Source organism: Candidatus Bipolaricaulis anaerobius, assembly GCF_900465355.1.
Classification (GTDB): Bacteria; Bipolaricaulota; Bipolaricaulia; order Bipolaricaulales; family Bipolaricaulaceae; genus Bipolaricaulis; species Bipolaricaulis anaerobius.
Genome location: NZ_LS483254.1, coordinates 988,738 through 1,014,761, shown reverse-complemented (window position 1 = coordinate 1,014,761; position 26,024 = coordinate 988,738). Strand labels below are relative to the sequence as shown.

At 69.4% G+C, this 26,024-nt stretch carries 19 protein-coding genes and 5 tRNA genes; 11 read left to right on the top strand and 13 right to left on the bottom strand.

The genetic code is table 11. From position 1 onward, the window contains the following. Positions 1–276: 276 nt before the first annotated feature. The 7 genes from BARAN1_RS04920 to BARAN1_RS04890 form a co-directional block, all read right to left on the bottom strand. Positions 277–350, bottom strand: a tRNA-Arg gene (locus BARAN1_RS04920). Positions 351–396: 46 nt separating this feature from the next. Next, positions 397–472, bottom strand: a tRNA-His gene (locus tag BARAN1_RS04915). Between the two features lie 43 nt (positions 473–515). After that, positions 516–593 (bottom strand) — tRNA-Arg (locus BARAN1_RS04910). A 30-nt stretch (positions 594–623) separates the two neighbouring features. Beyond that, positions 624–694 (bottom strand) — tRNA-Gly (locus tag BARAN1_RS04905). A gap of 71 nt (positions 695–765) precedes the next feature. Continuing rightward, a complete protein-coding gene (locus tag BARAN1_RS04900) occupies positions 766–1,563 on the bottom strand; it encodes a M55 family metallopeptidase (RefSeq protein ID WP_157959487.1) in 798 nt (265 codons plus the stop codon). A 44-nt stretch (positions 1,564–1,607) separates the two neighbouring features. Then, positions 1,608–1,685: transfer RNA gene (locus BARAN1_RS04895), tRNA-Pro, on the bottom strand. Positions 1,686–1,710: 25 nt separating this feature from the next. Then, positions 1,711–3,198: a trypsin-like peptidase domain-containing protein gene (locus tag BARAN1_RS04890; protein ID WP_157959486.1), complete on the bottom strand. Its 1,488-nt coding sequence runs from the start codon at positions 3,196–3,198 to the stop codon at positions 1,711–1,713. Between the two features lie 107 nt (positions 3,199–3,305). Between BARAN1_RS04890 and BARAN1_RS04885 the strand changes: the two genes are divergently transcribed. Then, the gene (locus tag BARAN1_RS04885) at positions 3,306–4,313 is read left to right on the top strand and encodes a hypothetical protein (RefSeq protein WP_122031448.1); all 1,008 of its coding nucleotides are present in this window, start codon (positions 3,306–3,308) and stop codon (positions 4,311–4,313) included. Positions 4,314–4,357: 44 nt separating this feature from the next. Here BARAN1_RS04885 and BARAN1_RS04880 read toward each other — a convergent pair whose 3' ends face one another. Further along, positions 4,358–5,710, bottom strand: a complete 1,353-nt coding sequence (locus BARAN1_RS04880) for a tryptophanase (protein WP_231944243.1) — start codon at positions 5,708–5,710, stop codon at positions 4,358–4,360. Between the two features lie 106 nt (positions 5,711–5,816). Here BARAN1_RS04880 and BARAN1_RS04875 point away from each other — a divergent pair, with 106 nt between their 5' ends. The 3 genes from BARAN1_RS04875 (at position 5,817) to BARAN1_RS04865 (ending at position 10,275) form a co-directional block, all read left to right on the top strand. Further along, complete coding sequence (locus tag BARAN1_RS04875) at positions 5,817–6,650, top strand: HEAT repeat domain-containing protein (RefSeq protein ID WP_122031445.1); 834 nt, start codon at positions 5,817–5,819, stop codon at positions 6,648–6,650. Between the two features lie 74 nt (positions 6,651–6,724). Beyond that, positions 6,725–9,676 carry an LptF/LptG family permease gene (locus BARAN1_RS04870; RefSeq protein ID WP_122031443.1) on the top strand — a complete coding sequence of 984 codons (2,952 nt, stop codon included), beginning with the start codon at positions 6,725–6,727 and terminating at the stop codon, positions 9,674–9,676. 53 nt (positions 9,677–9,729) lie between these two features. Next, positions 9,730–10,275 (top strand): CDP-alcohol phosphatidyltransferase family protein, encoded by a 546-nt coding sequence (locus BARAN1_RS04865; protein ID WP_157959485.1) that lies wholly within the window; start codon positions 9,730–9,732, stop codon positions 10,273–10,275. Here the strand turns inward: BARAN1_RS04865 and ruvB are convergent. Beyond that, on the bottom strand, positions 10,272–11,273 hold the full coding sequence (ruvB, locus tag BARAN1_RS04860) for a Holliday junction branch migration DNA helicase RuvB (protein ID WP_122031439.1): 1,002 nt from the start codon (positions 11,271–11,273) through the stop codon (positions 10,272–10,274). The genes BARAN1_RS04865 and ruvB overlap by 4 nt on opposite strands. Positions 11,274–11,467: 194 nt before the next feature. Between ruvB and BARAN1_RS04855 the strand changes: the two genes are divergently transcribed. From BARAN1_RS04855 to topA, 3 genes are all read left to right on the top strand, one after another. Continuing rightward, a complete protein-coding gene (locus BARAN1_RS04855; RefSeq protein WP_122031437.1) occupies positions 11,468–11,740 on the top strand; it encodes a co-chaperone GroES in 273 nt (90 codons plus the stop codon). A gap of 9 nt (positions 11,741–11,749) precedes the next feature. Next, positions 11,750–13,369 (top strand): chaperonin GroEL, encoded by a 1,620-nt coding sequence (groL, locus tag BARAN1_RS04850; protein ID WP_122031435.1) that lies wholly within the window; start codon positions 11,750–11,752, stop codon positions 13,367–13,369. Between the two features lie 103 nt (positions 13,370–13,472). Then, a complete protein-coding gene (gene topA, locus BARAN1_RS04845; protein ID WP_122031433.1) occupies positions 13,473–15,737 on the top strand; it encodes a type I DNA topoisomerase in 2,265 nt (754 codons plus the stop codon). Position 15,738: 1 nt separating this feature from the next. Here topA and BARAN1_RS04840 read toward each other — a convergent pair whose 3' ends face one another. Beyond that, on the bottom strand, positions 15,739–16,683 hold the full coding sequence (locus BARAN1_RS04840) for a sigma-70 family RNA polymerase sigma factor (RefSeq protein ID WP_122031431.1): 945 nt from the start codon (positions 16,681–16,683) through the stop codon (positions 15,739–15,741). Between the two features lie 256 nt (positions 16,684–16,939). Between BARAN1_RS04840 and BARAN1_RS04835 the strand changes: the two genes are divergently transcribed. The 4 genes from BARAN1_RS04835 (at position 16,940) to BARAN1_RS04820 (ending at position 21,544) form a co-directional block, all read left to right on the top strand. Continuing rightward, positions 16,940–17,773, top strand: a complete 834-nt coding sequence (locus tag BARAN1_RS04835; RefSeq protein WP_320410384.1) for a sulfide/dihydroorotate dehydrogenase-like FAD/NAD-binding protein — start codon at positions 16,940–16,942, stop codon at positions 17,771–17,773. A gap of 20 nt (positions 17,774–17,793) precedes the next feature. Next, a complete protein-coding gene (gltA, locus tag BARAN1_RS04830) occupies positions 17,794–19,161 on the top strand; it encodes an NADPH-dependent glutamate synthase (protein WP_122031429.1) in 1,368 nt (455 codons plus the stop codon). A 67-nt stretch (positions 19,162–19,228) separates the two neighbouring features. Continuing rightward, positions 19,229–19,993 (top strand): type III pantothenate kinase, encoded by a 765-nt coding sequence (locus BARAN1_RS04825; RefSeq protein WP_122031427.1) that lies wholly within the window; start codon positions 19,229–19,231, stop codon positions 19,991–19,993. A gap of 69 nt (positions 19,994–20,062) precedes the next feature. Next, complete coding sequence (locus BARAN1_RS04820; protein ID WP_122031425.1) at positions 20,063–21,544, top strand: ABC transporter substrate-binding protein; 1,482 nt, start codon at positions 20,063–20,065, stop codon at positions 21,542–21,544. Here the strand turns inward: BARAN1_RS04820 and BARAN1_RS04815 are convergent. The 3 genes from BARAN1_RS04815 to ppdK are packed head-to-tail and all read right to left on the bottom strand — an operon-like array spanning position 21,522 to position 26,021. Then, positions 21,522–22,340 (bottom strand): ABC transporter permease, encoded by an 819-nt coding sequence (locus BARAN1_RS04815; RefSeq protein ID WP_122031423.1) that lies wholly within the window; start codon positions 22,338–22,340, stop codon positions 21,522–21,524. The two genes, BARAN1_RS04820 and BARAN1_RS04815, sit on opposite strands and share 23 nt — an antisense overlap. Next, positions 22,337–23,275, bottom strand: a complete 939-nt coding sequence (locus BARAN1_RS04810; protein WP_122031421.1) for an ABC transporter permease — start codon at positions 23,273–23,275, stop codon at positions 22,337–22,339. Before BARAN1_RS04810 ends, BARAN1_RS04815 begins: the two co-directional genes overlap by 4 nt. Positions 23,276–23,285: 10 nt before the next feature. Then, the gene (ppdK, locus tag BARAN1_RS04805) at positions 23,286–26,021 is read right to left on the bottom strand and encodes a pyruvate, phosphate dikinase (RefSeq protein WP_122031788.1); all 2,736 of its coding nucleotides are present in this window, start codon (positions 26,019–26,021) and stop codon (positions 23,286–23,288) included. Positions 26,022–26,024 lie beyond the last annotated feature (3 nt).

The window sequence follows — 26,024 nt, the reverse complement described above, 5'->3', positions numbered from 1 at the left end:
ACGACATCGTGCCCCCGCCGGACTCCGTCTGGGGCTACCCGACGGTGCGGTGGGGCAGCGGGGTGGCGACCCCTTCCGGTGGGCATTCAGGCTCCCCTCCCGGCCCAGCGGCGGGTGCTCCTTCCTCCGGGTGCAAGGGAACGGTCCCGAGCTCCGAACGAGCGTTCGTTCGCACGTTTCCCATTCTACAGCCTCCACTTGGGAGGGCAAGTTCGCGGTTTGGCCCCTGCCGCGCCAGGGGATCTGGAAGCCCCGCAAGGGTAAAGCGAAGTGGTGTGCGCCCGGGAGGACTTGAACCCCCAACCCTCGGCTCCGAAGGCCGATGCTCTGGTCCGTTGAGCTACGGGCGCGATCATGCCGCCCCCACCCTGTCCGCCGGCGTGGGACGGTCCACCCTGGGAGGAGCGACGGGACTTGAACCCGCGACCGCCGCGGCCACAGCGCGGTGCTCTGCCAACTGAGCTACGCTCCCCATCGAGGTGGTTCAGTTTAGGACTTGCTCACGACTGTTCGTGTGGCGCGCCCGGGAGGAATCGAACCCCCGGCCTGCGGCTTAGAAGGCCGCTGCTCTGGTCCAACTGAGCTACGGGCGCACGAACACAGCCTTTAGCGACTGTCCTCTCAGCGGGTAGCGGGAATCGAACCCGCGTTTCTGGCTTGGAAGGCCAGGGCTCTACCATTGAGCTATACCCGCGTGCCGACGACCGGAAAGGATTCTATGGCCGCCCTCCGGCATCGTCAACGACGCCTCGCCGAGCGCGAGGTCTACGCCACGAACATGAGGAACCGCAGCACGTCGAGGAAATCGCTCGCGGAGAACCCCACCGACCGCGGTCCGGTGAGCGACGCCCCCGGGTAGAACGACGCCCGGTACGCCGGTGGGTGATCCCGGTAGGTTATCCCAACCGAGAACCGCTCCGGAAGAGCGATCAGGCACCGTGCGGGATCTCCGGTGAGGGCGGCGGTCACCCCGGTGCGGATCCCTTCCACAGCCCGGCCCGCGTCCACGCTCACCGTCGCCCCGCCCACGCCCCGCTTGACGGCGGTGGTGACGATGTGCGGGTTCAGGCGCTGGGCCTCGGCGCAGGTCTCCGCGTCCCCGGATACGAACAGGAGCGGAACGCCAACGTAGGCCGCGCTGTGGACGACGAGGAGGAGCTCTGAGGCAGGACGGTCGTTGATCGTTACGGCGTGGAGCTGGGGGGACAGGGTGTGCGCGAGCGGGCTTCCCACCGACCCCGCCGGGGCGTGGTATCCCACGAGGAGGAGGCCGGCGAACGAGGGATCCAGTCCCTCGACCATCGCGAGGGGATGGGAGGCCCACCCACGGTGGAGCTCCGTCCCAGGGGGCAGGTCCGCCGGAGTGAGGTTGCGGCCGGTGTCATGGGCGTCCTTGACGAGGATCTCTCGCGCCCCGGCCTGCGCCGCGCCCTCGCACGCCGCCCGCACCTCGGCGGCCATCTGCCGGCGGGATGCCTCGTACCCTGGCTTCCCGATCTCCGTCTCGTCCCAGTGGGTGACACCGGCGATCCCTTCAATGTCGGCGCTCACGTAGACCTTCATCGGTCCTCCCCACCCAGCACAACGGGGCCGCGGAAGGCCCCGTGTGGTCGGAGAGGGCGGATTTGAACCGCCGACCTCATGGTCCCGAACCATGCGCGCTGACCAACCTGCGCTACTCTCCGCCACCCCTATGTTACCCCATGGCCTCTAGCGCAGGAAGACGAACCGCGTGAAGTCGCCGCTCACCACGGTGAGGAGGACCTCATCGCGATCGCCGATTCCGGCCACAATCCTGTCCCAGTCGCTGATCGACTCCACGGGCTCGCGGTTGACCTCCACGATCACATCCCCGACCTCGATCCCCGCCCAGTACGCTCGCGAGCCGGAGGCCACCTTGGTCACGACCACGCCCGTCGTCTGGCGGAGGCTGTACCGGGCGGCGAGCTCGGGCGTGATCGCCTGCACGGTGAGCCCGAACTTCTCCTGCCCCTGCTCCGGCTCGGCAGCTGGGGAGGAAGAGGCCACCTCCTCCGGGCGCTCGCCGAGGACGACGTCCACCGAGATCGGCTTCCCGTCCCGGAGGATCGACACGGTCACCTTCTCTCCGACCGCGCGGTACATGACCTCCAGTTGTAGGTCATTGCTCGTGCCCACCGCCCGGCCCGCGATGGCGGTGATCACGTCGCCCGCCTTAATGCCAGCCTGGGCGGCCGGGCCACCGGGGACGACGTCCGACACGAGCACGCCCTGGCCTGCGCTGACGCCGAATCGCGTCTCCATCCCCGCAGGGATGTCCTGGATGTACACGCCGAGCCACGCCCGAACAACCCTCCCTTGCGCGGCGATCTGGGAAAGCGCCTGCACGATCTCGTTGATCGGGACGGCGAAGTTGATCCCCTCCACCGCCACGCCGCTGTCCGTGCTGCGGGCGATGATCGTGTTCATCCCCACCACCTGGCCGAACGCGTTCACGAGCGGCCCGCCGGAATTGCCGGGGTTGATCGCGGCATCGGTCTGGATCATCCGCCGGTAGTACCCGCTCCCGTCCGGCCGGGGGACGTCACGTCCGAGGGCGGACACGATCCCCAGGGTCACGGTGTGGGAGAGCCCGAGCGGGTTCCCAATCGCGATCACCCAGTCCCCGATCTCGAGGAGGTCGGAGTCCCCGAGGCTCACCGCCGGGATATCCAACGAGTCCTCAATCGCGAGCACGGCGAGGTCGAGGAGGGCGTCCGTGCCCACCACCTCAGCCGCGAGCTCTTTCCCCGTCTTCGCGGTGACGCGGATCGAGACCGCACCCTCCACCACGTGGGCATTGGTGAGCACGTACCTCACGCCGCCGTACTCGACGACGAACCCCGACCCGACCGAGGTCACCTCCTGTTCCTCGAGCGGCGAGAGGTCGAAGAACCGGCGCAGGAAGGGATCATCGAGGAACGTGTCCCACAGACTGGCCGACTTCTTCACCACCTCGACCTTGACCACGCCCGGGGCGACCGCGTTGATCGCCGCCTTGACCGCGGCTTGTCCCGATGCCGCGATCTCTTCCTGTACAGTCTGGGCGTGGACGAGGGGGGCGAGCTGAGCGGTCGCCACCCCGGTGTCCCCGCCCCCGAGGATGAACTGGACCGACGGTACCACCACCGCTAGCCCGATCAGGAGGGCCAGCGCCGACACGCGCCACGATTTCTTCATATGCATCCACCTCCGGCCTGAACTTACCCGCATCGCATTGTACGACCGATGTACCGATTGTGGAGATCTTGTGGAGGGGAGGCGGCTCCTCCCCCTATGATAGGCCCATGGCCAAGAAGGCGGTCGCCCTCCTGTCGGGGGGGCTCGATTCGGCGTTGGCGTGCGCACTCACCCTCCGCCTGGGGTTCGACGTGGTGGGGGTCAACCTCGCCACCGGGTTCTGTGTCGGGGAGGGACGGTGTGATACGGCCCTCGCCCTTGCCCAGCGGCTGGGGATCCCCCTCCGGCTCCTCGATGTGGGGGAGGAGTTCCTCGCCGTCGTCCGGGATCCGAAGTTCGGATATGGATCGGGGATGAACCCGTGCCTGGACTGCCGGATCCTCATGGTGCGCACGGCGGGGAGGGTGATGGAGGAGGAGGGAGCGGACTTTGTGGTCACGGGGGAGGTCCTCGGGCAGCGCCCGATGTCCCAGCACCGCCGGGCGCTCGACCTCGTGGCCCGCGAATCGGGCGTCGGGGACAGGCTCGTCCGCCCCCTGTCCGGTCGCCTCCTCCCCGCCACCTCCCCCGAACGGGAGGGGTGGGTGCGACGGGAGGACTGGCTCGACATCCAAGGTCGGTCCCGCAAGCGGCAGCTCGCGCTCGCCCGCGACTGGGGGCTCACCGAGTTCGTCCAACCGTCGGGAGGATGTTGCCTCCTCCTCACCCGCACGTACGCCGTCCGCCTGCGGGACGCGTTCGCCGTCCGCGGCCGCGACAACCTGACGCGTGAGGAGTTCGCCCTCCTCCGGTTCGGCCGCCACTTCCGGGTCTCTCCCACCGTCAAGGTGATCGTGGGGAGGAACGAACGGGAGAACGCGGTGCTCGCTGGGTTCGCCCCCGGGCGGTGGGTCCTCTCCTTCCCGCGCGTCCCCGGGCCCGTCGCCCTCGTGGAGGGGGAGCCCACCGACGCTGAGCTGGGGCTCGCGGCCCGCCTCGCCGCCCGGTACAGCGACGCCCGCCCCGACGAGCCAGTGGCCGTCCGGGCGTCCCGGGGGGATGAAGTCCGGGACCTATCTCTTGTCCCCCTCGCTGCGGACGACCCGCGCATCCCCCTCTGGAAGCTCGGCGAGTGACCCGGTAGGTCGCGGGTTCGGCGCCCTGGCTCCCCCTTCCCGGTCTACGCGATCGGTTCGAACCGGGCCACGAAGTGGCGCAGCGGGCCTTCCCCCTCCACCAGCCGCAGGCCCGGGACCGTATCTGCCTTATCCCGGACACGGCCCAGCGCCTCCACCACTGCTGCGAGGTGTTCCTGGGTATAGGTGCGGCGGGGGATCGCCAACCGCACGAGTTCCAGCCGCGCCTCGGGACCCATCATCGCTGACCCCACCTCGACCGCACGCACCCCGCCCTCGACATAGATCGCGCCCACCAAGGCCTGGCCAGGGAACGCATCCCGGGGGATGTGGGGGAGGAGCCGCTCCGCGTTCACGTACACGGCGTGCCCACCGGGCGGCCAGTACACGGGGATCCCCTCCTCCCGCAGGCGCTCCCCCAGCCACCGCACCTGGCCGATCCGATCCCGGAGGTAGCCGAGGTCGAGGGCCTCGTCGAGGCCGACGGCGATCGCGGCGAGGTCGCGGCCGGCGAGGCCGCCGTAGGTGGAGAACCCCTCGACGAGGATCAGCTTCTCCCGGCACCGCCCGTAGAGGAGGCGGTCCCGCATCGCGAGGAACCCCCCGATGTTCCCCAGGCCGTCCTTCTTCGCCGACATCGTGCACCCGTCGGCGAGGGAGAAGAGCTCCGCTGCGATCTCCCGCGGCTCGGCGCTCCCATAGCCCCGCTCCCGCTCCCGCACGAAGAAGCAGTTCTCCGCGTAGCGGCACGCGTCGAGGAATAGAGGGACGCCGTACGCCCGGGCGAGGGCGGATGCGGCGCGGACATTCTGCAGCGACACCGGCTGCCCGGCGCTCGTGTTGTTGGTGACGGTGAGCATCACCACCGGGATCCGCCCTGGCGGGTTGCGGAGCAGCGCCTCCAGCGCCGCGAGGTCGATGTCCCCCTTGAACGGCCGGTCGAGGTCGGGATCGAGGGCGTCCGGGATCGGGAGGTCCACCGGCTTGCCCCCGCTGGCGAGGATGTGCGCCCGCGTCGTGTCGAAGTGGGCGTTCGAGGGCACCACGTCCCCTGGCTGGAGGAGGGTGGAGAAGAGCACGTGCTCCGCCCCTCGTCCCTGGTGGGTGGGCAGGACATAGGGGAACCCCGTGATGCCCTGGACCACCTCCCGGAACCGGGCGAACGAGCGGCTCCCCGCGTAGGACTCATCCCCCTCCATGAGGGCCGCCCACTGGGCCTGGGACATCGCCCCCGTGCCGGAGTCGGTGAGGAGGTCCACATACACATCGTCGCTTGCGAGGTTGAACACGTTGTACCCTGCCTCGCGGAGGAGCTTCTCCCGCTCCTCCCGCTCTGGGAGGCGGATCGGTTCGACAACCTTGATTCGGTACGCTTTCGGCCACAGTGCGTTGGTCACAGCTACGATCCTACCCCATCCGAGGGGGGAGGGGCGCCAGAGGGCCGCCCGACGCCTCGCGGTAGCCGATTTGACGGGATGTGGATCCCGTTGCTATGCTCCCCCCATGACGCACGAGCAGGTCCTGGAGGCGTGGCGACGAGGGGGGGCATCGCGTGATCGTGTTCTGGTGGAGCTTTCCCAGGAGGACGTGCTCGAGTGGGTTGCCCGGCTCGTCCCCGGCTCTGTGGAGGGCCGGCGGCTTGCGGCGACGCTCCTCGGCCGCTCCCCCCATCCCGCGGACGCCCTGCTCCGCTTACGGGAGCTGGCTGCCGATGACGACCGCTACACCCGCGACGCGGCCGTTCGGGCCGCGGGGGAGATCCTCCACTGCCACTTCAACGAAGCCTATCCCCTCCTCGGTGCCTGGCGAACGGACGCGAATCCCCTCGTGCGCCGGGCGGCGGTCCTCGTGTCCGGCATGGCGGTCCATCCCCTGGGGATGGACCGGGTCGAGCCCCTCCTTCGCCTCCTCGACCCCCTCCTCCACGATCGGGCCCCCGAGGTGCGCAGCGCGGTCGAAGGGGTCCTCGCCCGCGCGTTCTTCCCCTCCTACCCCGACGACCTGTTCGAGCAGTTGACCCTGTGGTCCGCCTCCCACGACGAACAGGTGCTGTGGCACGTGGCCACCGTGCTTGGGCAGGCTCCCCAGGCCGTTGCCCGGAAGGCGCTCATCGTGCTGCGGCGGGTGGCCCTCGATGGGCGGCGCTACGTGCGCGCGGCGGTGGCGCGCGCCCTCGTGCGGCTGGCCGCGACGTGCCCGGATGCGGTGGGGACCGAACTGAGGCGGTGGCTGGACGATCCCGAGCGGGCGCCGCTCGCCCGGGAGGCATTGGGCCGCATCGGCGACGAGCTCACCTTGCCCGGGCGCACTCCTGTGCGATCGCGGCCCGCGGGCTGACCGCCGGCTTCGCGCCCGAGCGACCCACACCGTCCAGACGTAGTCGGCCCGAACCCGGCCCGGTATGATCGAGCGTGAAGTGGAGGGTGGATCGCTACCTCGCCCGGGAGATCGTGCCGCCGTTCTTCGTGGCGATCCTTGCGTTTCTGGTCTTCATTGGGCTTCAACTCGTGATCTCCCTCTCCGATACCGTGTTCGCCCACGGCGCCGGGGCCGCTGAGCTCCTCCGGCTGGTGGCGTTCAAGCTGCCGACCCTGTTCACCTACGCCATCCCCGCTGCGGCGCTCCTCGCCACGTTCCTCGCCCTGGGGCGCCTCGCCGCGGATCGGGAGCTCCTCGCGTTCCAGGCCCTCGGGTACTCCCTGCGGCGCCTCACGGTGCCCTTCCTTGCGTTTGGGGCCGTTGCCAGCGCGGTCTCGTTCTCCCTCGGGGAGTTTGCAGTCCCCCCGGCGGAGGCTGCCTACCGTCAAGAGCTCCTCGCCCTCCTCTACCGGGGGGCGGCCCCCCAAGTCCAGGAGGCCGTGTTCTTCCGCGGGCTGTACGGGGAGACGTACTACGTGGAGCGGAGCGAGGGCGAGCGGCTCACGGGGATCCTCATCTACGACCTCACCGGGCGGATCTACCCCGTGGAAGGGCGGTTCCCCACGGTGATCACCGCCCAGGAAGGGCGGTTCGAAAGGGGGACGCTCGAGCTCACCACCGGGCGGGTGCTGCGGTTCGCCCCCGATGGGGGCCTCACCGAGCTCGTGCGGTTCGAGCGGTTGACCCTTGAGGTGGAGGAGGACCTGCGGCGGGCGGTGCTCGGGGGGAAGACCGCGGCCGAGATGTCGCTGCGCGAGCTTGCGGAGCGGATTGACCTCCTCCGCCGGTCGGGGCTCGACCCGCGGTCGTTCGTGGTGGAGTACCACTCGAAGATCGCGGTGGCGGTGGCCGCGTTCGTGTTCGTGCTGTTCGGGGCGCCGCTTGGGCTGTTGCTCGGCCGCCGCGGGCGGGCGGCGGGGGCGATCGCGGGGTTCCTCCTCGCCGCGGCGGCGCAGGGCATGTTCGTGTGGGCCCGGACCCTCGCCCAACGGGGCGTCATCCCCCCCTCCCTTGGGGCGTGGATCCCCCACCTTGTGTTCGGCCTGCTGGGGCTCCTCCTCTTGGTGACCTCCGACCGTCTACGGCTGCGCGGGCTCCTTCCGTTCCTCTTCTTGCTCCTGGTGGGTGACTTCTCGGGAGCGGCGGGGCCACCGTTTTCGTCCCTCCGTGCGGACGAACTCATCGTGACCGACGGGGCAACCGCCCTGGAGGGCCGCGGGGTTCGGGCGGAGTTCGACGTGTATGTGCTGGAGGCGGAAGCCCTTCGCGCCCGCGAGGAGGCGGAGGGTTGGTCCGTCGTGGCCGAGGGCGCCCTCCTCCTCACCCCCGATGGGGACCTGCGCGCGTCCCACCTCGTGGCCCAGCTCAGCCCCGCGGGTGAGCTGTCCTCCGTCACGGCGAGCGGGTTCAGCGGCGCCTCGTCGTTCCGCGGCCCGGAGAAGGAGGAGACGCTTCTCTTCTTCGGGGAGCAGGGCGAGGCCCAGTTCACCTCAGGCGAGCTCGTTCGGGTGGAGGCCCACGGCGTCCGGTTCACAACCTGCCCCTGCTTCTCCGCTGCCCCCTACATCGTGGAGGCTTCCCAGTTCGAGCTCGTGCCCGAGCAGTGGCTGTATGCGCGGTCCATCGTCGTGACCTCGTTCGGGATCCCGGTGGGTTGGCTCCCGTTCTATGCCGCCCGCCTGGGCGAGGAGGGGTTCCCCCTGTTCCCGGAGGTCGGGTGGACGAGGGGGGATCTCTTCCTGCGGTGGGCGATCCCGTGGGCGTTCGGGGAGGGATTGGTCGGGGCGGTCGGCATCACCTGGTACCCCGGGACGGGCCGTGCTGATCCGTCGCTCCGGGCGCTGTGGGAGAACGGGTCGCTCGCCTTGACGCCGTCCTCCTTCGCTCTCGAGTTCTCGGGAGGGAGAGGTGACGCCCCTTGGACGGGCGCGCTCCACCTCACTTCGACCACACGCCAGGCGGACCTCTCCGGGGACTGGCAGGGGTGGAAGTGGGCCGCGACTTGGGGGTGGGTGGAGAGGGAGGACACCCGCTACGAACGCGCCCCGGAGATCACCGTCGCGCGGACGGAGAGGGACTGGCTCGGGGGGGACCTCTCCCTTCACCTCTCCGGCGGCGTATTCCGCGAGGAGGAGGTCTCCGGGTGGCGGCAGGCCCTCCGCCTCTCCTGGACGGGAAAGCGAGGGGTCGGCCCCTTCTCCGTCTCCCTGCCGTGGCAGGCATCGTTCGCCCACTACGCGACCGGGGAACGCGTGACGGGGGAGATCGGCCCCAGCCTTTCCTGGGGGCCGTTCTCCCTCTCCTACCTCGGGCGGGGCGTGATCGGCCGGTCGCCGTTTGCGTTCGACGCCGAGCCGCCGGTGAACCAGCTCTCGATCGGGTTCTCGGCCCAGCTGGGTGGGTGGCAGGAGCGGCTGACGTGGGGATGGGACCTCGCCGCGGCCGCCCCGCTCCCCCTCAGGTGGAGCGTGGCCGGAGCAGGGTTCTCGTCTGACCTCTCCTTCACCTTTCCCCTCGCCTTAGCCCGGGCGAGGTGGTCGCTTGCGGTGCAGAACGGGCCGGCCCGCCTCGCGGTGACGGGCGGGACGAAGGGCGACGGCGCGTGGGAGGATACGGTCGCGAGGGCGTCGTGGTCCGATGGGTCCATCTCCTGGTTCGCGGCGGCCCGCCTGGGGATGGCCCCGGTGGCCCTCAGCCGGATGGCGGCAGGCGTGGAGTGGGCGCTCACCCCGGACTGGTTCGTTTCCGGGGCGATCGAGTACGACTTCCGGACCGGGAGCCTCGTGCAGCTCGAGGGGGGGATCGTTCGTTCGATCGCGGGCTGCCTACGCCTCGGCTTGGCCGCCCATTTGGGTGGGATCCGCCTCTCGCTTGAGGTGCCGGCGTTCGCCCAGGCCAAGGTCCGCTTCTCCCCCCTCGATGAAGGGTTGCGCCTCGGGGACTAGGATCCCAACCGTCCGCCCCGCGTGGAACGATGGGTTATACTTGTGCGGGTGGTATGGCCAAGAAGAAGTGGATCCCGGATTGGCTGACGGCGGCGCGCGCGCTGGCGGCGGTGGCGATCCTCGGCCTCGTGCCCGTCGGGCCATCTGCCTTGCGGACGGTGGCCTTCCTCCTCCTCCTCGGGTGGACGACGGACATGGCCGACGGGCGGCTCGCCCGCCGCTGGGAGAAGGACCCGACGTGGATCGGCGAGCACGAGTTCCACATCGACATGCTGATGGTCCTCTCCTCGGCCATCTACCTCATCCTGACGGGCTTCGTCCCCCCGCTCCCGGCGGTGCTGTACCTCCTCGTGGGGGCTGCGATCTCGCTCGCGGTCCTCAAGTGGTCGGGGGAGTTCCCCCGCTTCAAGTCCGTGACGATGATCCTGGCCTGCCCTTGGGTGTTCCTGCCGTTCGTCGTCGGCCTGTGGCACGACCCAGTCGTTGTCTACGCTGGCCTCATCTGGACCACCGTGGCGTTGATCATCGACTGGCGCCGGTTCATCGGGGTGGTGGGGGAGTTCCTCTCCGGAGCGCGGGCGTTCCTCCGCCGGCCCTAGAGGAGACGGGTCGGCGTCCGCCCGAGGTGGGCGTAGGCCCGTTCGCTCGCCACCCGCCCCTGGGGGGTGCGGCGGATGAACCCGAGCGCGATCAGGAAAGGCTCGTAGAGGTCAGCGATCGTATCCGGATCTTCCCCCAGCGCGGCGGCGAGCGTGTCCAACCCCACCGGTCCCCCATCGAAGCGGTCCACGAGGATGGTGAGGATCCGACGGTCCAACGTGTCAAGCCCCAGCTCGTCGATCCCGAGCATGGTCAGGGTCTCCCGGGCCGCGGCGGCGGTGATCCGGCTCGTGCCGGTCACCTGGGCCACGTCGCGCGCCCGGCGGAGGAGCCGGATCGCGATCCGCGGCGTCCCCCGCGCCCGCAGCGCCAGCTCCCTGGCCGCATCGCGGTCCACCTCGCACCCGATGCGGGGCGCAGCACGGGCGAGGATCTCCGCCAGCTCCTCCGGGGCGTAGAAGTCGAGGCGGAACACGACCTCGAACCGGTCCCGTAGCGGAGTGGTGAGGAGGCCCTCCCGCGTCGTGGCCCCCACCAACGTGAACGGCGCCAGGTCGAGCCGGATCGAGCGGGCGTGGGGGCCCTCTCCGACCACGATGTCGAGCTTGTAGTCCTCCATCGCCGGGTAGAGGACCTCTTCTACGGGGGGCCGCAGGCGGTGGATCTCGTCCAAGAACAGCACGTCCCCTGGGGCAAGGTGGGTGAGGATCGCGGCGAGGTCGCCCGGCCGTTCGATCGCCGGCCCGGAGGAGACCTTGATCTCGCTCCCCATCTCCCGGGCGATGATGTAGGCGAGCGTCGTCTTGCCCAGCCCCGGCGGCGAGAGGAGGAGCACGTGGTCGAGCGGCTCCCCCCGCGCCCTGGCCGCCTGGATGTACACCTGCAACCGCTCCCGGATCGCGTTCTGCCCCACGAACTCGGCCAGGGATTGGGGCCGCAGGGTGCGACCGGTGAGGTCGCCCTCCTGGCGCTCGGGGGCGGTGATGCGGTTGGCCATTGTCGGTGCTCATTGTAGTCGCGCTCCGGGCCCGATGGCAACGGGGCCGTCCGCTCGGGACCAACCGGAGCGGTCAGGATCGTCCGGCGCCCCCCCCGCGCGCCTCAACCTTGACGCCGTAGAGGGGGCCGGTACAATGCCACCGGTTAGCAGCCGTACCCCAGGAGTGCTAAACTCACACCAAGGAGGTGCCGATGAAGGTAAAGCCTTTGGGGAATCGGATCCTCGTCAAGAAGATCGAGGAGGAAGAGCGCCGTACGGCGGGCGGGATCGTCCTTCCCGAATCGGTGAAGGATGAGAAGGCGGTCAAGGGCGAAGTGGTCGCCCTCGGGACCGGCGAGAAGTTCGAGATGAAGGTCGGGGACACGGTACTGATCTCCGCGTACTCCGGCACGGAGATCCGCATCGGCGAGGAGAAGCACTTGCTCGTCAAGACCACGGACGTCCTCGCGATCGTGGAAGGCTAGGAGGGAACCATGGCAGCGAAAGAAGTCCTATTCGGAGAAGAAGCGCGTCGCAAGTTGCTCTCGGGGGTCGAAAAGCTCGCGAGCGTGGTGCGCGTCACCCTCGGTCCCCGCGGGCGCCACGTTGGGATCGAGAAGAAGTTCGGGTCCCCCGACATCGTGGACGATGGCGTCACGATCGCTGAGGAGCAGGAGTACCAGGATCCGTTCGAGAACATGGGGGCCCAGCTCGTGAAGGAGGTCGCCTCCAAGACGAACGACGTCGCCGGCGACGGGACGACCACCGCCACGGTCCTCGCCCATGCCCTCCTCAAGGAGGGGTTCAAGATGGTCGCCGCGGGCGCGAACCCGATGGCCCTCAAGCGGGGGATGGAGAAGGGGGTGAAGGTGGTGGTGGAGGAGCTGACGAAGATGTCGCGCAAGCTCTCCACCAAGGCGGAGACGGCCCAGGTCGCCTCGATCACCGCCCACGACCCGGAGATCGGCCGCGTCATCGCCGACGCAATGGAGGAGGTGGGCGAGGCCGGGGTCATCACCGTTGAGGACTCGGACACGATCGAGACCTACTATGAGGTCGTGGAGGGGATGCAGTTCGACCGAGAGTACATCTCCCCCTACTTCGTCACCAACCCCAAGAAGATGGAGGTCGAGCTCGAGAACCCCTACATCCTCGTCACGGATCGTGAGCTGAAGAACGCGATGGAGATGATCCCCCTCTTGGAGAAGGTGGCCCAGACCGGGAAGCCTCTCCTCATCATCGCCAAGGACGTGACTGGCGAGGCGCTATCCACCCTCGTCCTCAACAAGCTCAAGGGCACGCTCCTCTCCTGCGCGGTGAAGGCCCCCGGGTTCGGGGACCGGCGGAAGGCGATGCTTGAAGACATCGCGATCCTCACCGGCGGCGTCGTGGTGGCCGAGGACGCGGGGATGGAGATCAAGAACACCACCCTCGACATGCTCGGCCGGGCGGAGCGGGTCCGCGTGGATCACGAGGACACGACGATCATCGGGGGCAAGGGGAACCCCGAGGCGATCAAGGCCCGCATCGAGCAGATCGAAGAGCAGATCAAGGGCACCGACTCCGACTACGACCGGGAGAAGCTCGAGGAGCGGAAGGCCAAGCTCGCGGGTGGAGTGGCGGTGATCAAGGTCGGGGCGGCCACGGAGACCGAGCTCGAGGAGAAGAAGCACCGCATGGAGGACGCCCTCGAGGCGACGAAGGCCGCGGTGGACGAGGGGATCCTCCCCGGCGGCGGGGTGGCCCTCCTGCGGACCCTCAAGGCGCTCGAGAAGCTCGAGAAGGAGCTCGAAGGCGACGAGAAGGTCGGCGTTCAGCTCTTGCGGAGGGCGGTTGAGCTCCCCGCCCGGCAACTGGCGGAGAACGCCGGGTTCGAGGGAGCGGTGATCGTCGAACAGCTGAAGAAGGAGAAGAACGTGATCGGGTTCGACGTCGAGACCGAGGAGTTCCGCGACATGTTCGAGGCCGGGATCATCGATCCGACCAAGGTCACGCGGACTGCTCTCCAGAACGCGGCTTCGATCGCGGGGATGCTCCTTACGACGGAGGCGCTGGTGGCGGAGATCAAGGAGGAGAAGAAGGAAGCGATGCCCACGCCTCCGCCCGAGTACTAGGTCAACGGGCAACCGATGCCGAGCCCCGGCCTCGTGGCCGGGGCTCGGCTCTTCGGTCCCTTGCGCCCCACGACCTCCCCCCTGATAATGCGCGCCTGAAACCATGCCCAAGGATGTTGTGATCGTCGAGTCACCGACGAAGGCCCGCACCCTCGCCTCCTTCCTCGGCAATGAATTCGTCGTCCTCTCCTCCAAGGGACACGTCCGCGATCTCCCCGAGGATGAGCTCGGCGTTGAACTGAACGACGACTTCACCCCAAAGTGGGTCGTGCGGGACCGCAAGCTCCTTGCCGAGCTGCGCAAGAAGACCGAGGATGCGTCCCGGGTCTACCTCGCCACCGACCCCGATCGGGAAGGCGAGGCGATCGCCTACGACCTGATGGAGCTCCTCGGCGATGGGGGCAGGTACGTGCGGGTCCTCCTGCACGAGATCACCCCCCAGGCGGTGCGGGAGGCCCTCCTTCACCCCGGGCCGATCGACCTCGCCAAGGTGGAGGCCCAACGAGCGCGCCGGATCTTGGACCGACTCGTTGGATACCAGATCAGCCCCTTGCTGTCGCGGGTGCTGGCGGGCCGGCGGTTCGAAGGCCTGTCGGCGGGCCGCGTGCAGTCCGTCGCCCTGCGGTTCATCTGCGATCGGGAGCTGGAGATCCAGAGCTTCGTCCCGGAACCGTACTGGGAAGTGGCTGCCCTGTTCCCATCAGAGCCCCCGTTCGCGGCGCGCCTCGACGGCCGGCTCACCGCCCCGGACGAAGTCGCGGCCCTGACCCAGGATCTCGCCCGGGCGCGGTTCATGGTGGAGGCGGTTGAGGAGGAGGAGGTCCTCCGTCGGCCATCGCCGCCGTTCATCACCTCCACCCTTCAGCAGGCGGCGTCGAGCGAGCTTGGGTTCTCCCCCAAACGCACGATGCAGATCGCCCAGAGCCTGTACGAGGGGGTGGCAATCGGTGGGGAGATGGTGGGCCTTATCACCTACATGCGCACGGATTCCGTGCGCGTGGCGGACTCGGCCATCGCCGCCGCGCGGGCGTTCGTGAAGTCGGAGTTCGGGGCCAAGGCGCTGTCCCCGAAGCCCCGCCACTTCCGGAACAAGAGGCGGGCCCAGGATGCCCATGAGGCGATCCGCCCCACCCAGGTCACCCGCACGCCGGACGAGGTGGCGCCCCACCTTGCCCCGGACCAGCGCAAGCTCTACGACCTCATCTGGCGACGGTTCGTCGCAAGCCAGATGGCAGACGGGATCTGGGTTCGCCGGAAGGTCACGATCCGTGCCGGCGACCGGACGTTTCGCGCCTCCTCGTCGCGGATGATCTCCCCGGGGTTCACCTCCGTGCTCCCTGTGGCCCCGCTCGAGGATGAGGAGGCCTCCCTCCCCGACGGGCTTACGCCCGGCCTGGAGCTCCCGCGCCCGGAGATCGAGGTCGAGGAGCGCACGACCGAGCCCCCGAAGCGGTTCACCGAGGCGGGGATCGTGCGCAAGCTCGAGCAGGAGGGGATCGGGCGCCCCAGCACCTACGCCCAGATCGTGTCCGTCATCCAGGACCGCGGGTACGTGGTGCGCGAAGGGAGCTCGCTTCGACCGACCCTCCTCGGGCACCTCGTGACCGATCTTCTGCGCCTGTACTTCCCGGAGACGGTGGAGGAAGCGTTCACCGCCCGGATGGAGTCCGATCTCGACCGAATCCAGGAAGGCGACCTCGGGCGGGGCGAGCTCCTCCGTTCGTTCTACCGCTGGTTTTCGCCCCGACTGCACACGGTGGAGGAGGCGCTCTCGAAGGGAGGAAAGCCGTTCCGCGCCCTGAGCGATGTGGCTTGTCCATCCTGCGGGGCGCCGATGGAGGTCCGCGTGTGGCGGGGGAACCTGTACCTCGGGTGCTCCCGGTACCCGGAGTGCCGGACCACGAAGGCCCTCCCCCCCAACGTCCCCTTCCGCTACACGTCGGATCGCGTTGAACTCGCGGCGGGCCTGTCCGCGGCCGAGTCCGCTCCCGCCACCCCCTGTCCGAAGTGTGGGACGCCGATGGTCGTCCGACACGGCCGCTACGGGCGGTACCTCTCCTGCCCGAGCTGCCGGACCACGTCCCCCGTCCCGACCGGGGTCACCTGCCCCCGCTGTGGAGAGGGGGAGCTCGTGGAGCGGTTCGGGAAGCGCTACGGCACCTTCTACGCCTGCTCCCGCTACCCGGACTGCCGGTTCCTCGTTGCCGGGCGTCCGATCGGAGCCTGCCCGACGTGCGGGGGGGGCGTGATCTATGAGGACCCGCGGCGGGGCGTGCGCTGCTCGAACGCTCTTTGCCCTACCCACGAGGACTCCGCCCCGGCCGCGACGAGGCCGAAACAGGGCCCTGCGAAGAAGCGGAAGAGCTAGCTCAGCTCTCCTCGAGGATCTGCCTGAACTGTTCGAGCTTCCGCAGCACCGAGGAGTCCCGCAGTTTCTCCAGGCCTTCCTTCTGGATTTGGCGGACCCGCTCGCGGGAGATCCCGAAGATATCTCCCACGTCGTCGAGGGTCTTGGGCGGGTTCCCATCGAGCCCATAGCGGAGCTCGATCACCCGCCGCTCGCGGGGGGTCAGGCGCTCCTTGAGGGCCTTCTGAAGCTCGTGCTGGAGGAGCTCCTTGAACGTCTCGCGGGTCGGGGAGACCGCGCCCTCATCCTCGATGAAGTCGCCCAGGACCGCTCCTTCGTCGTCGTACCCGATCGGGGTATCGAGCGACGCCGTGTACTGGGAGGTCTTCTTCGCCTTGACGATGTTGTCCACCGTCGTATCCAGCCCCTCGGCGAGCTCCTCCAGGCTCGGCCCGATCCCGTGCTCCTTGAGGTGGTCCCGCTCCGCCTGGTGGATCTTGCGGATCAGCTCGTTGATGTGCGTCGGGACGCGGATCGTGCGCGAGCGGTTCGTGATCGCGCGCAGGATCGCTTGACGGATCCACCACGTGGCGTAGGTGGAGAACTTGTACCCCTTGCGCCAGTCGAACTTCTCGACCGCCTTCATGAGGCCGAGGTTCCCCTCCTGGATCAGGTCCAAGAACGGGAGTCCGCACCCGCGGTACTTCTTGGCGATCGACACCACCAGGCGCAGGTTGGCCTCGGCGAGCTTTTCCTTGGCTTCCTTATCCCCCGCCTCGACGCGCTGGGCGAGGGCCACCTCCTCTTCCTTTGTGAGGAGGGGGACGCGCGAGATCTCATCAAAGTAGGTCCGAATCGGGTTCTCCGGGCTACGCCGGCTTTCCCGTTCGGTGTCCCACCACGTGACTTCCTCTTCGGCGGCATCCTGGTCTTCGGTCACTTCGTTGCCAAACCTCACCACTTCCATCGGGTCACTCCTTGAGCCTCCATTGTGCACAGGTGTGCGTGCGAAAACGGGGGGATGAAACGATCCTCTCACGTCTAGGAGGGACTATAGCACGAAATGGCCTCGCTGTGAAGGGGGGAAAAGTCTTATCCCCATGGCGGTTTTGGCCCGTTTTGGCCATCGGAACAGAGGTGGCGCGTCCAGGCAGCGCCCCCCCCGATGGGGCGATGCGGGTCATAATCAGGGATCAACGCCGGGAAGGTGAACGATGATGAACATGATCCTTGCGAAGCGACCCCTGGGCCCGAACGTCGTGGAGCTCGTGGTGGAGGCCCCGCGCATCGCCGCCCGGGCCCGGGCGGGCCAGTTCGCGGTGGTGCGCCTCCATGAGCGGGGGGAGCGGATCCCCCTCACGCTTGCGGACTGGGACCCCGGGCGGGGGACGATCACGCTGGTGGTGCAGATGGTGGGGAAGAGCACGCGGGAGCTCGGGGAGAGGTTCGGCATCGGGGACACGATCCGCGACGTGGTCGGCCCGCTCGGATCTCCCTCTACGATCCGGCGCTACGGGACCGTGGTCTGCGTGGGGGGAGGCGTGGGGATCGCCCCCATCTATCCCATCGCCCGGGCGCTCCGCGCGGAGGGGAACGAGGTGATCGCGGTTGTGGGGGCGCGCACGAAGGGCCTCTTGCTGTGGCTGGACCGCATTGCCGAGGTCTCCTCCGAGCTCCACATCGCCACCGACGACGGGAGCCAGGGGGTGAAGGGGGTGGTCACGACCCCCCTCCAGGAGGTGCTCGCCACGCGAAAGGTCGCGCACGTGTGGGCGATCGGCCCCGCGATCATGATGAAGTTCTGCGCCAGGACCTGCCAGGAGTTCGGGGTGCCCGCGACCGTCTCCCTCAACGCGATCATGCTCGATGGCACGGGGATGTGCGGGGCCTGTCGGGTTGAGGTCGGAGGGGAGACACGGTTCACGTGCGTGGACGGCCCGGAGTTCCCGGGGGACCTTGTGAACTGGGACCTCCTCCTTTCCCGGCTGGGGACGTTCACGTATGAGGAGAGGTACGCCCTGGAGCGCTACGTCGCGGCGCAGGGGGGGCGCTCGTGATCCGCCCGACCCAGGTTCCGATGCGCGAGCGGGACCCCCAGGCCCGCACCCGCACGTTCGACGAAGTCCCCGCCGGGTACACCCCCGACGAGGCACAGGAGGAGGCAGCACGCTGCCTGCAGTGCCGGGACGCGCCGTGTATGAACGGGTGCCCCGTCAACATCCACATCCCCAAGTTCATCCGCGAGATCCGGGAGGGGGACTTCCGGGCCGCGATCACCACGATCAAGCAGACGAACAACCTCCCCGCGGTGTGCGGCCGGGTGTGCCCCCAGGAGGTGCAGTGCCAGGCTCCCTGCACGCTCGGGCGGAGGTTCGAGCCCGTGGCGATCGGTCGCCTGGAGCGGTTCGCCGCGGACTGGGAGTCCCAGCACGGGGTGCAGGTCCCGGAAGTGGCGCCCCCGACAGGGGTTCGGATCGCGGTGGTCGGATCAGGCCCGGCTGGCCTCACCTGCGCGGCCGACCTGCGGCGCGGGGGGCATGCCGTGACCGTGTTCGAGGCGCTGCACGAGCCGGGGGGCGTGCTGATGTACGGGATCCCCGAGTTCCGCCTTCCTAAGCGCATCGTGCAGGGGGAGATCGCGAACCTGCGGAAGATGGGGGTGGCGATCGAGGTGAATGCCGTGGTCGGCCGGACCCTCACGGTGGATGACCTGTTCACCGACGGATACGAGGCGGTGTTCATCGGCACGGGGGCTGGCCTCCCCCAGTTCCTCGGCGTCCCCGGGGAGAACTTCACCGGGATCTACTCCGCAAACGAGTTCCTCACCCGCGTCAACCTCATGCGCGCCTACCTCTTCCCGGAGTACGACACCCCGGTCAAGGTCGGGAAGACGGTGGCCGTCGTCGGGGGGGGAAATGTGGCGATGGACGCCGCCCGCACCGCGCTCCGCCTCGGGGCCGAGCGGGTGATGATCCTCTACCGCCGGACCGAGGCGGAGATGCCGGCCCGGGTCGAGGAGGTCCACCACGCCAAGGAGGAAGGGGTCGAGCTCCACGTCCTCGTGAACCCAGTGCGGTTCCTGGGGGAGGGTGGTCGGGTCGAGGGGGTGGAGTGCCTGCGGATGGAGCTTGGGGAACCGGACGGGTCCGGCCGCCGCCGGCCGGTGCCCGTGCCCGGCTCGAACTTCGTCCTCCCCGTGGCCACGGTGATCGTCGCCATCGGGAACCAACCCCATCCCCTCGTCCCCCGGACGACGCCCGGCCTTCGCGTGGCCGAGGGAGGAACGATCTGGACCGACGAGGATGGGGCCACCAGCCGGGGAGGCGTGTTCGCCGGGGGGGATATCGCGACGGGCGCGGCGACCGTCATCTCGGCGATGGGGGCGGGCAAGCGGTCTGCGACCGCCATCCATCGCTCCCTCATGCGTTCCCGTAGGAGGCTATGAGGGGCCGGGATCGCGGGCACCCGGCTCTCCGCTGAGCGTCGCCTGCCCCCGTTGCTACAATCGTCCCATGCTTCTCGCGGTCGAGGTCAACAACAGCACGATCGCCCTCGGGGTCCACGATGGTGAGAGCTGGCGGGCCCGGTGGCGCCTGCAGACCGTGGTCGGGCGGACGGGGGACGAGTACGCATTCCTGATCGGGAAGATGCTGCGGGAGCTCCGGTTGGGGGCGGAGCCCCGGCGCGCGGTGCTCGCAAGCGTCGTCCCGGCGCTCACCGAGGTGTTCGGCGATGTGGTGGAGCGCCTGTCTCGCTCCCGGCCGCTCGTCCTCGGGCCGGGGGTGAAGACAGGACTCGACCTGCGCGTGGACCACCCGAGCGAGGTCGGGGCGGACCTCGTGGCGGGGGCGGTTGCGGCCCATGCCATGGCGAGGGGGGCGTGCGTGGTCGTGGGGTTCGGGGCCGCGACCACGTTCACTGCGGTCTCCGCCCAGGGCGCGCTCGTGGGGGTCGCGATCGCCCCGGGCTTGGGCACGGGGGCGGAGGCCCTTGCCGAGAGGACGGCCGGGCTCCCGCGTGCTTCCCTCCTCCCCCCGTCATCCGTCCTCGGCAAGAACACCGTCCATGCCATGCAGGCGGGGGTCGTCCTTGGACACGTGGGCCTGGTGCGCCACCTGGTGGGAAGAATCGGGGATGAACTGGGGACGGGGGCAGTGGGGGTGGCGACGGGGGAGCTGGCCCCGCTCCTCGCTCCCCTCATCCCCGAGATCGTGGTCAGCGATCCCTGGCTGACCCTGGACGGGCTGCGCCTCATCTCTGACCGCAACCCCCGTTGACGGGCCCCCGCCCCTTCGGTAGTCTTCCCCGCGGAGGTGACACTCCAATCTTTCGGGAGGTGACACTCCGTGTCGAAGGTGATGTTCGCTTTTCTGATGTTGGCCTTGGTGGTCGCCGCCCCGGCGGCCGAACTCGTGATCGCCGTGTCCACCGAGCCCCCCGGCCTGGACCCCACGACGAACTCGGCGGGTGTGATCAAGCTCCTCCTCCACCACAACCTGTACGAGAACCTCGTGCAGGTGGATGAGACGGGGGACCTCCACGGGCAGATCGCTTCCGCGTGGGAGATCTCCCCCGATGGCCTCGTGTACACGTTCCACCTCCGGGAGGGGATCAGGTTCCACGATGGGACCCCCTGCGATGCGGACGCTGTACGGAAGAGCTTCCTGCGGACGATGGATCCCCAGACCGGGCACCCCCATCGCGAGTACTTTGCCGGGGTGGACGCGATCGAATCCCCCGATGGGCGGACGGTGCGTTTCCAACTCCGGGCCCCGGATGCTTCGTTCCTCACCGTGCTCGCCCTCGGGGACTCGGTGATCGTCCCTCCGGGGAGGGAGGATCTGGCCGGGAACCCGGTCGGGACTGGGCCATTCCGGTTCGAGGAGTGGAGGCCGGGGTACAGCCTGCGCCTCGTGCGCTGGAGCGACTACTACCTCCCCGCGCTCCCCGTCCTTGAGGCCCTGACGTTCCGGTTCATCACCGATCCGGCGGCCCAGCTCGCCGCGCTCCGGGCGGGGGATGTGGACCTCGTGGCGGAGGTCGTCCCCGAGATCGCGGCCACCCTGACCCAGGACCCGCAGCTGCGGGTGGTGTCCCAGCCTCAGGACCTCGTGCAGATCCTCGCCACGAACACCGCCCGCGCCCCGTTCTCCGACCTCCGCGTGCGCCAGGCGCTCGCCCACGCCGTGGATCGGGAGCAGCTGATCTCCCTCGTCTACTATGGGTTCGCCTCGCCGGTGGGGAGCCACCTCGCCCCTTCGGTCCCCTACTACGCGGACATGACCTGGGTCTATCCCTACGATCCGGCCACGGCGCGGGACCTCCTCGCCGCCGCTGGGTACCCTCGCGGGTTTTCGGCGACCCTGACCCTCCCCGGCAACTACCCACAACACGTCCGCACGGGCGAGCTCCTCGCTGCCCAGCTTGGGGAGGTGGGGATCCGGCTGGAGCTGCAGATCGTAGACTGGGGGACGTGGCTCGACCGCGTGTACGGGCAGGCCGACTACGACCTCACCGTGGTCGCCCAGATCGGTCGGCTCGACCCGGCGCCGATCCTGAGGGCGTACGGCCCGGACCGGCCGGACTACTACTTCCGTCGGGGGTGGAGCTCACCGGAGCTCGACGAGCTTCTCCGGAGGGGGATTGCGGTGGCGGACCCCGACGAGCGACAGCGCATCTACGCCGCGGCCCAGTACATCCTCGCCACGGAGGCGGTCAACGTGTTCCTCGTCGCCCCCCACCAGATCCTCGTCCAACGGGCCGGGGTGACGGGGGTCAAGATCCTGCCCCACTACGTGCTCGACTTCACGGCCGCCGCCAAGGGATGAGGCGGCGGGTGAGGGGGTCGGCGAGGTCGCGCAGCCCGTCGCCGAGGAGGTTCAGCCCGAGCACGGTGAGGCCGAGGATGAGGCCGGGGAACACGGCCGGCCATGGGGAGAGGCCCACGTAGGTTTGCGCTTCCCGCAGCATGCGGCCCCACGCCGGGTCCGGCGGCTGGGTCCCCAGCCCCAAATAGGACAGGGCCGCTTCGGCGAGGAAGGCGCTCCCGAGGCTCACCGACGCCTGGACGAGGAGGGGGGAGGAGAGGTTGGGGAGGATGTGGCGGAGGACGATCCGCCCCGGCGAGCACCCCACCGCCCGTGCCGCGACGACGAACTCCTCCTCGCGCAGGGCGAGGACGCTGGAGTGTGTGAGCCGGGCGAAGTAGGGGAGGGTGAACAGGGAGATGGCGAGCGTCACCCCGAGGAGCCCTGGCCCGAGCACGGTGGAGAGGAGGAGCGCCACGAGGACCGCCGGGAACGCGAGCAGGAGGTCGGGAACGCGCATCAGGGCCTCGCCGACGATGCCGCCGGCGTGTCCGGCGATCGCCCCGAGGATGATCCCCGCTGTTCCGCCCACGCCCACCGCGATCGCAGCCACGGCCCAGCTCACCCGTCCCCCCACCATCACCCGGCTCAGGATGTCGCGGCCGAACCAATCGGTCCCCAGCGGATGGCGCAGCGAGGGTGGGGAGAACTGCACCGGGCCGAGGGAGGTGGGAGGGGCAGGGAGCCAGATCAACCCGAGGAGGACGAGCCCCAGCCCGAGCCCGACGAGGATCGCCCCCAGGCGCAGGGAGGTCATCGGTAACGGATCCGCGGGTTGAGGAAAGCGTAGGCGAGATCCGCACCTGCACTCACCAGGCCCACCAGAGCCGCCGCGGTGACGGCGATCCCGAGGAGGAGGTAGAGGTCGCGCCCGTTTGCGGCCCGCACCGCGTACCAGCCCACCCCCGGCAGGGAGAACACGTTTTCGATCACGAGCGTCCCCGCCATGAGCCGGGCGAAGGTGAGGCCGAACGCCGCCGCCACCGGGACGAGCGCCCCGCGCAGGGCATGGACGAGGATCACCCGCCGCTCGGGGAGCCCCTTCGCCCGCGCGGTGCGGATCGCGTCGCTGGAGAGCACGTCTGCCACAGCCGCCCGCACCATCCGCGCCAGGTACGCCCCCCGCGGGAGGGAGAGGGCGAGGGCGGGGAGGACGAGGTACGCCAGTGCCCCTGGCTCCCCCCACCCCGGAAACCCGCCCGAGGGGAGGATGCGCCACCCCACCGCGAACCAGCCCATGAGGAGGATCCCCACCCAGAACTCGGGGACAGCGATCCCGATTTGGGCGAGGGCCATCAGCCCGAGGTCGGCAGCCCGTCCGAGGTGGGAGGAAGCGAGGATCCCCACACCGAGGCCGAGGATGCTGGCGACGGCGATCGCGAGCAGGGCGAGGGGGAGGGTAACGCTGAGGGCGCGGACGAGGAGCTCGCCGACCGGCCGCGGGTAGACCCACGACATCCCGAGGTCCCCCCGGAGCGCCCGGCCGAGCCAGTCCCCGAACCGGGCCGGCCACGGCCGGTCAAGGCCGAGGGCCTCCCGGGCCGCGCGGTAGGCCTCGGGCGTGGCCTCCGGCCCCACCACGAGCCGGGCTGCGTCCCCGGGGATCACCGTGAGAAGGAGGAACACCGCCAGCGCGGCGAACAGCACCGTGCCGAGGAGCGCCACCGCCCGCCCGAGCACGAACCGGAGCATGGCGAGGGGGCTAGTTGCCTTCCTCCTCGGGGCCGGCCAGAGCGGCGTGGGCGGCAGCGAGGCGGGCGATCGGGACGCGGAACGGGGAGCAGCTCACGTAGTCCATCCCTACGCGATGGCAGAACATGACGCTTTCGGGATCTCCCCCATGTTCACCGCAGATCCCGACCTCCAGCTCGGGGCGGGTCGCCCGCCCGCGGGCGATGCCGAGGGCGATGAGCTCCCCCACCCCGTCCTGGTCAATCGTCTGGAACGGATCGGCTGGCAGGATCCCGCTCCGCAGGTAGTCGGGGAGGAACCCTCCGATGTCGTCCCGGCTGAACCCGAACGTCATCTGGGTGAGGTCGTTCGTGCCGAAGCTGAAGAACTCGGCCGTGGCCGCGATGTCCCCCCCCCGCAGCGCGGCGCGGGGGATCTCGATCATCGTCCCGAACAGGCACGGAAGCTCAGCTAGCCCAAGCTGGGACCGCACCTCATCGCGCACCCGATCGAAGATCGCCTTCTGGTGGTCGAGCTCGCGGACGGTGGAGGTGACGGGGATCATCACCTCCGGGATCGGATTTTTTCCGGACGCCAGGAGCTCGCCAGCGGCCTCAAAAATCGCCCGGATCTGCATCTCCGTGATCTCGGGGTACGTGATCCCCAGCCTCACGCCGCGGTGCCCGAGCATCGGGTTCGTCTCTCGCAGCGCCTCCACCCGCTTGCGGAGCTTCGGCATCGTGATCCCCAGTTCCTCGGCGAGGCGGGCGAGCTTCGCCCGATCGTGGGGGACGAACTCATGGAGCGGGGGATCGAGGAGCCGGATCGTGACCGGACGCCCATCCATCACCGCGAGGGTCGCCTTCACATCAGCCTTGACGTAGGGGAAGAGCTCATCCAGGGCCCGGCGGCGCTCCTCCTCGGTTGAGCTCATGATCACCTTGCGGAGGAGGAACAAGGGTTCCTCGCTCCCCTCGCCGTAGAACATGTGCTCGGTGCGGAAGAGGCCGATCCCTTCCGCCCCGAACGCGATCGCCTGGGCCGCATCCTTGGGGGTATCGGCGTTCGTGCGCACGTGGAGCTTGCGGAACCCGTCGGCGAGCTTCATCAGGCGGACGTAGAACGGGTTCCCCTCCGGATCGGCTGGCACGAGGGGCAGCTGCCCCACGTACACGCGGCCTGAGGTCCCGTTGAGGCTGATCCAATCCCCTTCCTTGACGACCTGCCCCCCCCGCGCGCGGAACGAGCGGCCATCGCGGCCGATCTCGATGTCCCCGCACCCGACGATGCAGCACTTGCCCCACCCGCGGGCGACGAGGGCGGCGTGGGAGGTCATCCCACCCTTGGACGTGAGCACGGCCTGAGCCTTGTGCATCCCATCCACATCCTCAGGGGAGGTCTCCTCCCGCACGAGGATCACCTTCTCCCCCCGGGAGGCCCACTCCACGGCGTCGTGCGCCGTGAACACGGCCCGCCCGACGGCCCCCCCCGGCCCAGCGGGGAGCCCCGTTGCGATCGGCGTGGCCTTGCTCTCCGCCTGCGGATCGAGCCGCGGGAGGAGGAGCTCGACGAGCTGGAGCGGGTCCACGCGCCGCACAGCGGTCCGGGCATCGATCAGCCCCTCATCGAGCATGTCCACCGCCATCCGCACTGCGGCCACGCCCGTGCGCTTCCCGGTGCGGCACTGGAGCATGTAGAGCTTCCTGCGTTCGATCGTGAACTCGATGTCCTGCATGTCGCGGTAGCGACGCTCGAGCTTGTCCCGGATCCCGACGAGCTCTCGGTACGCGGCGGGCATCACCTCCTCCAGGGTCGGGAGGTGGCGGCTCTGCTCGTTGCGGGAGTGAGCGTTCAGGGGAGCAGGGGTGCGGATCCCGGCGACGACATCCTCTCCTTGCGCGTTGATGAGGTACTCGCCATAGAACGCGTTTTCGCCCGTGGCCGGGTTGCGGGTGAACGCGACGCCGGTGGCGGAGTCATCGCCCATGTTCCCGAACACCATCGCCTGGACGTTGACCGCGGTGCCCCAGTCGTCGGGGATCCGCTCGATGCGCCGGTACTCGACCGCGCGCTTGCCCATCCAGCTCGCGAACACGGCCCCGATCGCCCCCCACAGTTGGTCCCACGGATCCTCGGGAAACGGCTGCCCCAGCCGCTCCCGGACCGTCTTCTTGAACCGAGCAACGAGGGCCTTGAGGTCGGATGCGGTCAACTCCACATCGGACCCGTACCCGCGCCGCGCCTTGAGGGCGGCCAGGCGGGCATCGAGGATCCGGCGGATCCCCTTCCCCTCCGCCGGCTCGATCCCCGCTCCCTTCTCCATCACTACGTCGGAGTACATCATCACCAGGCGGCGGTAGGCGTCGTAGGCGAACCGCTCGTTCCCCGTCTGGGCGATGAGGCCGCGGAGGGTTTGCTCGGTGAGGCCGACGTTGAGGACCGTCTCCATCATCCCCGGCATCGAGCGTCGCGCGCCGGAGCGAATAGAGACGAGGAGAGGATTCTCGGGATCTCCGAACCGTCGGCCGGTCGCCTTTTCCACCACCCCAAGGGCTGCCTCGACCTGGGACGCAAGCTCAGGGGGGTACTGCCGTCCATGAGCGTAGTAGTAGGCGCATACCTCGGTCGTGATCGTGAACCCCGGGGGAACCGGGATCCCCAGCCGCGCCATGTCGGCGAGGTTCGCCCCCTTGCCGCCCAGCAGGTCCCGCATCTCCGCCGACCCTTCGGTCGCATCGGCGCCGAACACGTACACGTACTTCGCCATCAT

Excerpts from the sequence above, each read along its gene's own strand:
- topA (WP_122031433.1), top strand. The coding sequence starts at position 13,473 with ATGCCCAAGGATGTTGTGATCGTCGAGTCACCGACGAAGGCCCGCACC.
- BARAN1_RS04825 (WP_122031427.1), top strand. The coding sequence starts at position 19,229 with ATGCTTCTCGCGGTCGAGGTCAACAACAGCACGATCGCCCTCGGGGTC.
- ruvB (WP_122031439.1), bottom strand. The coding sequence starts at position 11,273 with ATGGCCAACCGCATCACCGCCCCCGAGCGCCAGGAGGGCGACCTCACC.
- BARAN1_RS04865 (WP_157959485.1), top strand. The coding sequence starts at position 9,730 with ATGGCCAAGAAGAAGTGGATCCCGGATTGGCTGACGGCGGCGCGCGCG.
- BARAN1_RS04815 (WP_122031423.1), bottom strand. The coding sequence starts at position 22,340 with ATGACCTCCCTGCGCCTGGGGGCGATCCTCGTCGGGCTCGGGCTGGGG.
- BARAN1_RS04885 (WP_122031448.1), top strand. The coding sequence starts at position 3,306 with ATGGCCAAGAAGGCGGTCGCCCTCCTGTCGGGGGGGCTCGATTCGGCG.
- BARAN1_RS04835 (WP_320410384.1), top strand. The coding sequence starts at position 16,940 with ATGATCCTTGCGAAGCGACCCCTGGGCCCGAACGTCGTGGAGCTCGTG.
- BARAN1_RS04890 (WP_157959486.1), bottom strand. The coding sequence starts at position 3,198 with ATGAAGAAATCGTGGCGCGTGTCGGCGCTGGCCCTCCTGATCGGGCTA.
- BARAN1_RS04840 (WP_122031431.1), bottom strand. The coding sequence starts at position 16,683 with ATGGAAGTGGTGAGGTTTGGCAACGAAGTGACCGAAGACCAGGATGCC.
- BARAN1_RS04855 (WP_122031437.1), top strand. The coding sequence starts at position 11,468 with ATGAAGGTAAAGCCTTTGGGGAATCGGATCCTCGTCAAGAAGATCGAG.
- ppdK (WP_122031788.1), bottom strand. The coding sequence starts at position 26,021 with ATGGCGAAGTACGTGTACGTGTTCGGCGCCGATGCGACCGAAGGGTCG.
- BARAN1_RS04900 (WP_157959487.1), bottom strand. The coding sequence starts at position 1,563 with ATGAAGGTCTACGTGAGCGCCGACATTGAAGGGATCGCCGGTGTCACC.
- BARAN1_RS04875 (WP_122031445.1), top strand. The coding sequence starts at position 5,817 with ATGACGCACGAGCAGGTCCTGGAGGCGTGGCGACGAGGGGGGGCATCG.
- BARAN1_RS04810 (WP_122031421.1), bottom strand. The coding sequence starts at position 23,275 with ATGCTCCGGTTCGTGCTCGGGCGGGCGGTGGCGCTCCTCGGCACGGTG.
- groL (WP_122031435.1), top strand. The coding sequence starts at position 11,750 with ATGGCAGCGAAAGAAGTCCTATTCGGAGAAGAAGCGCGTCGCAAGTTG.
- gltA (WP_122031429.1), top strand. The coding sequence starts at position 17,794 with ATGCGCGAGCGGGACCCCCAGGCCCGCACCCGCACGTTCGACGAAGTC.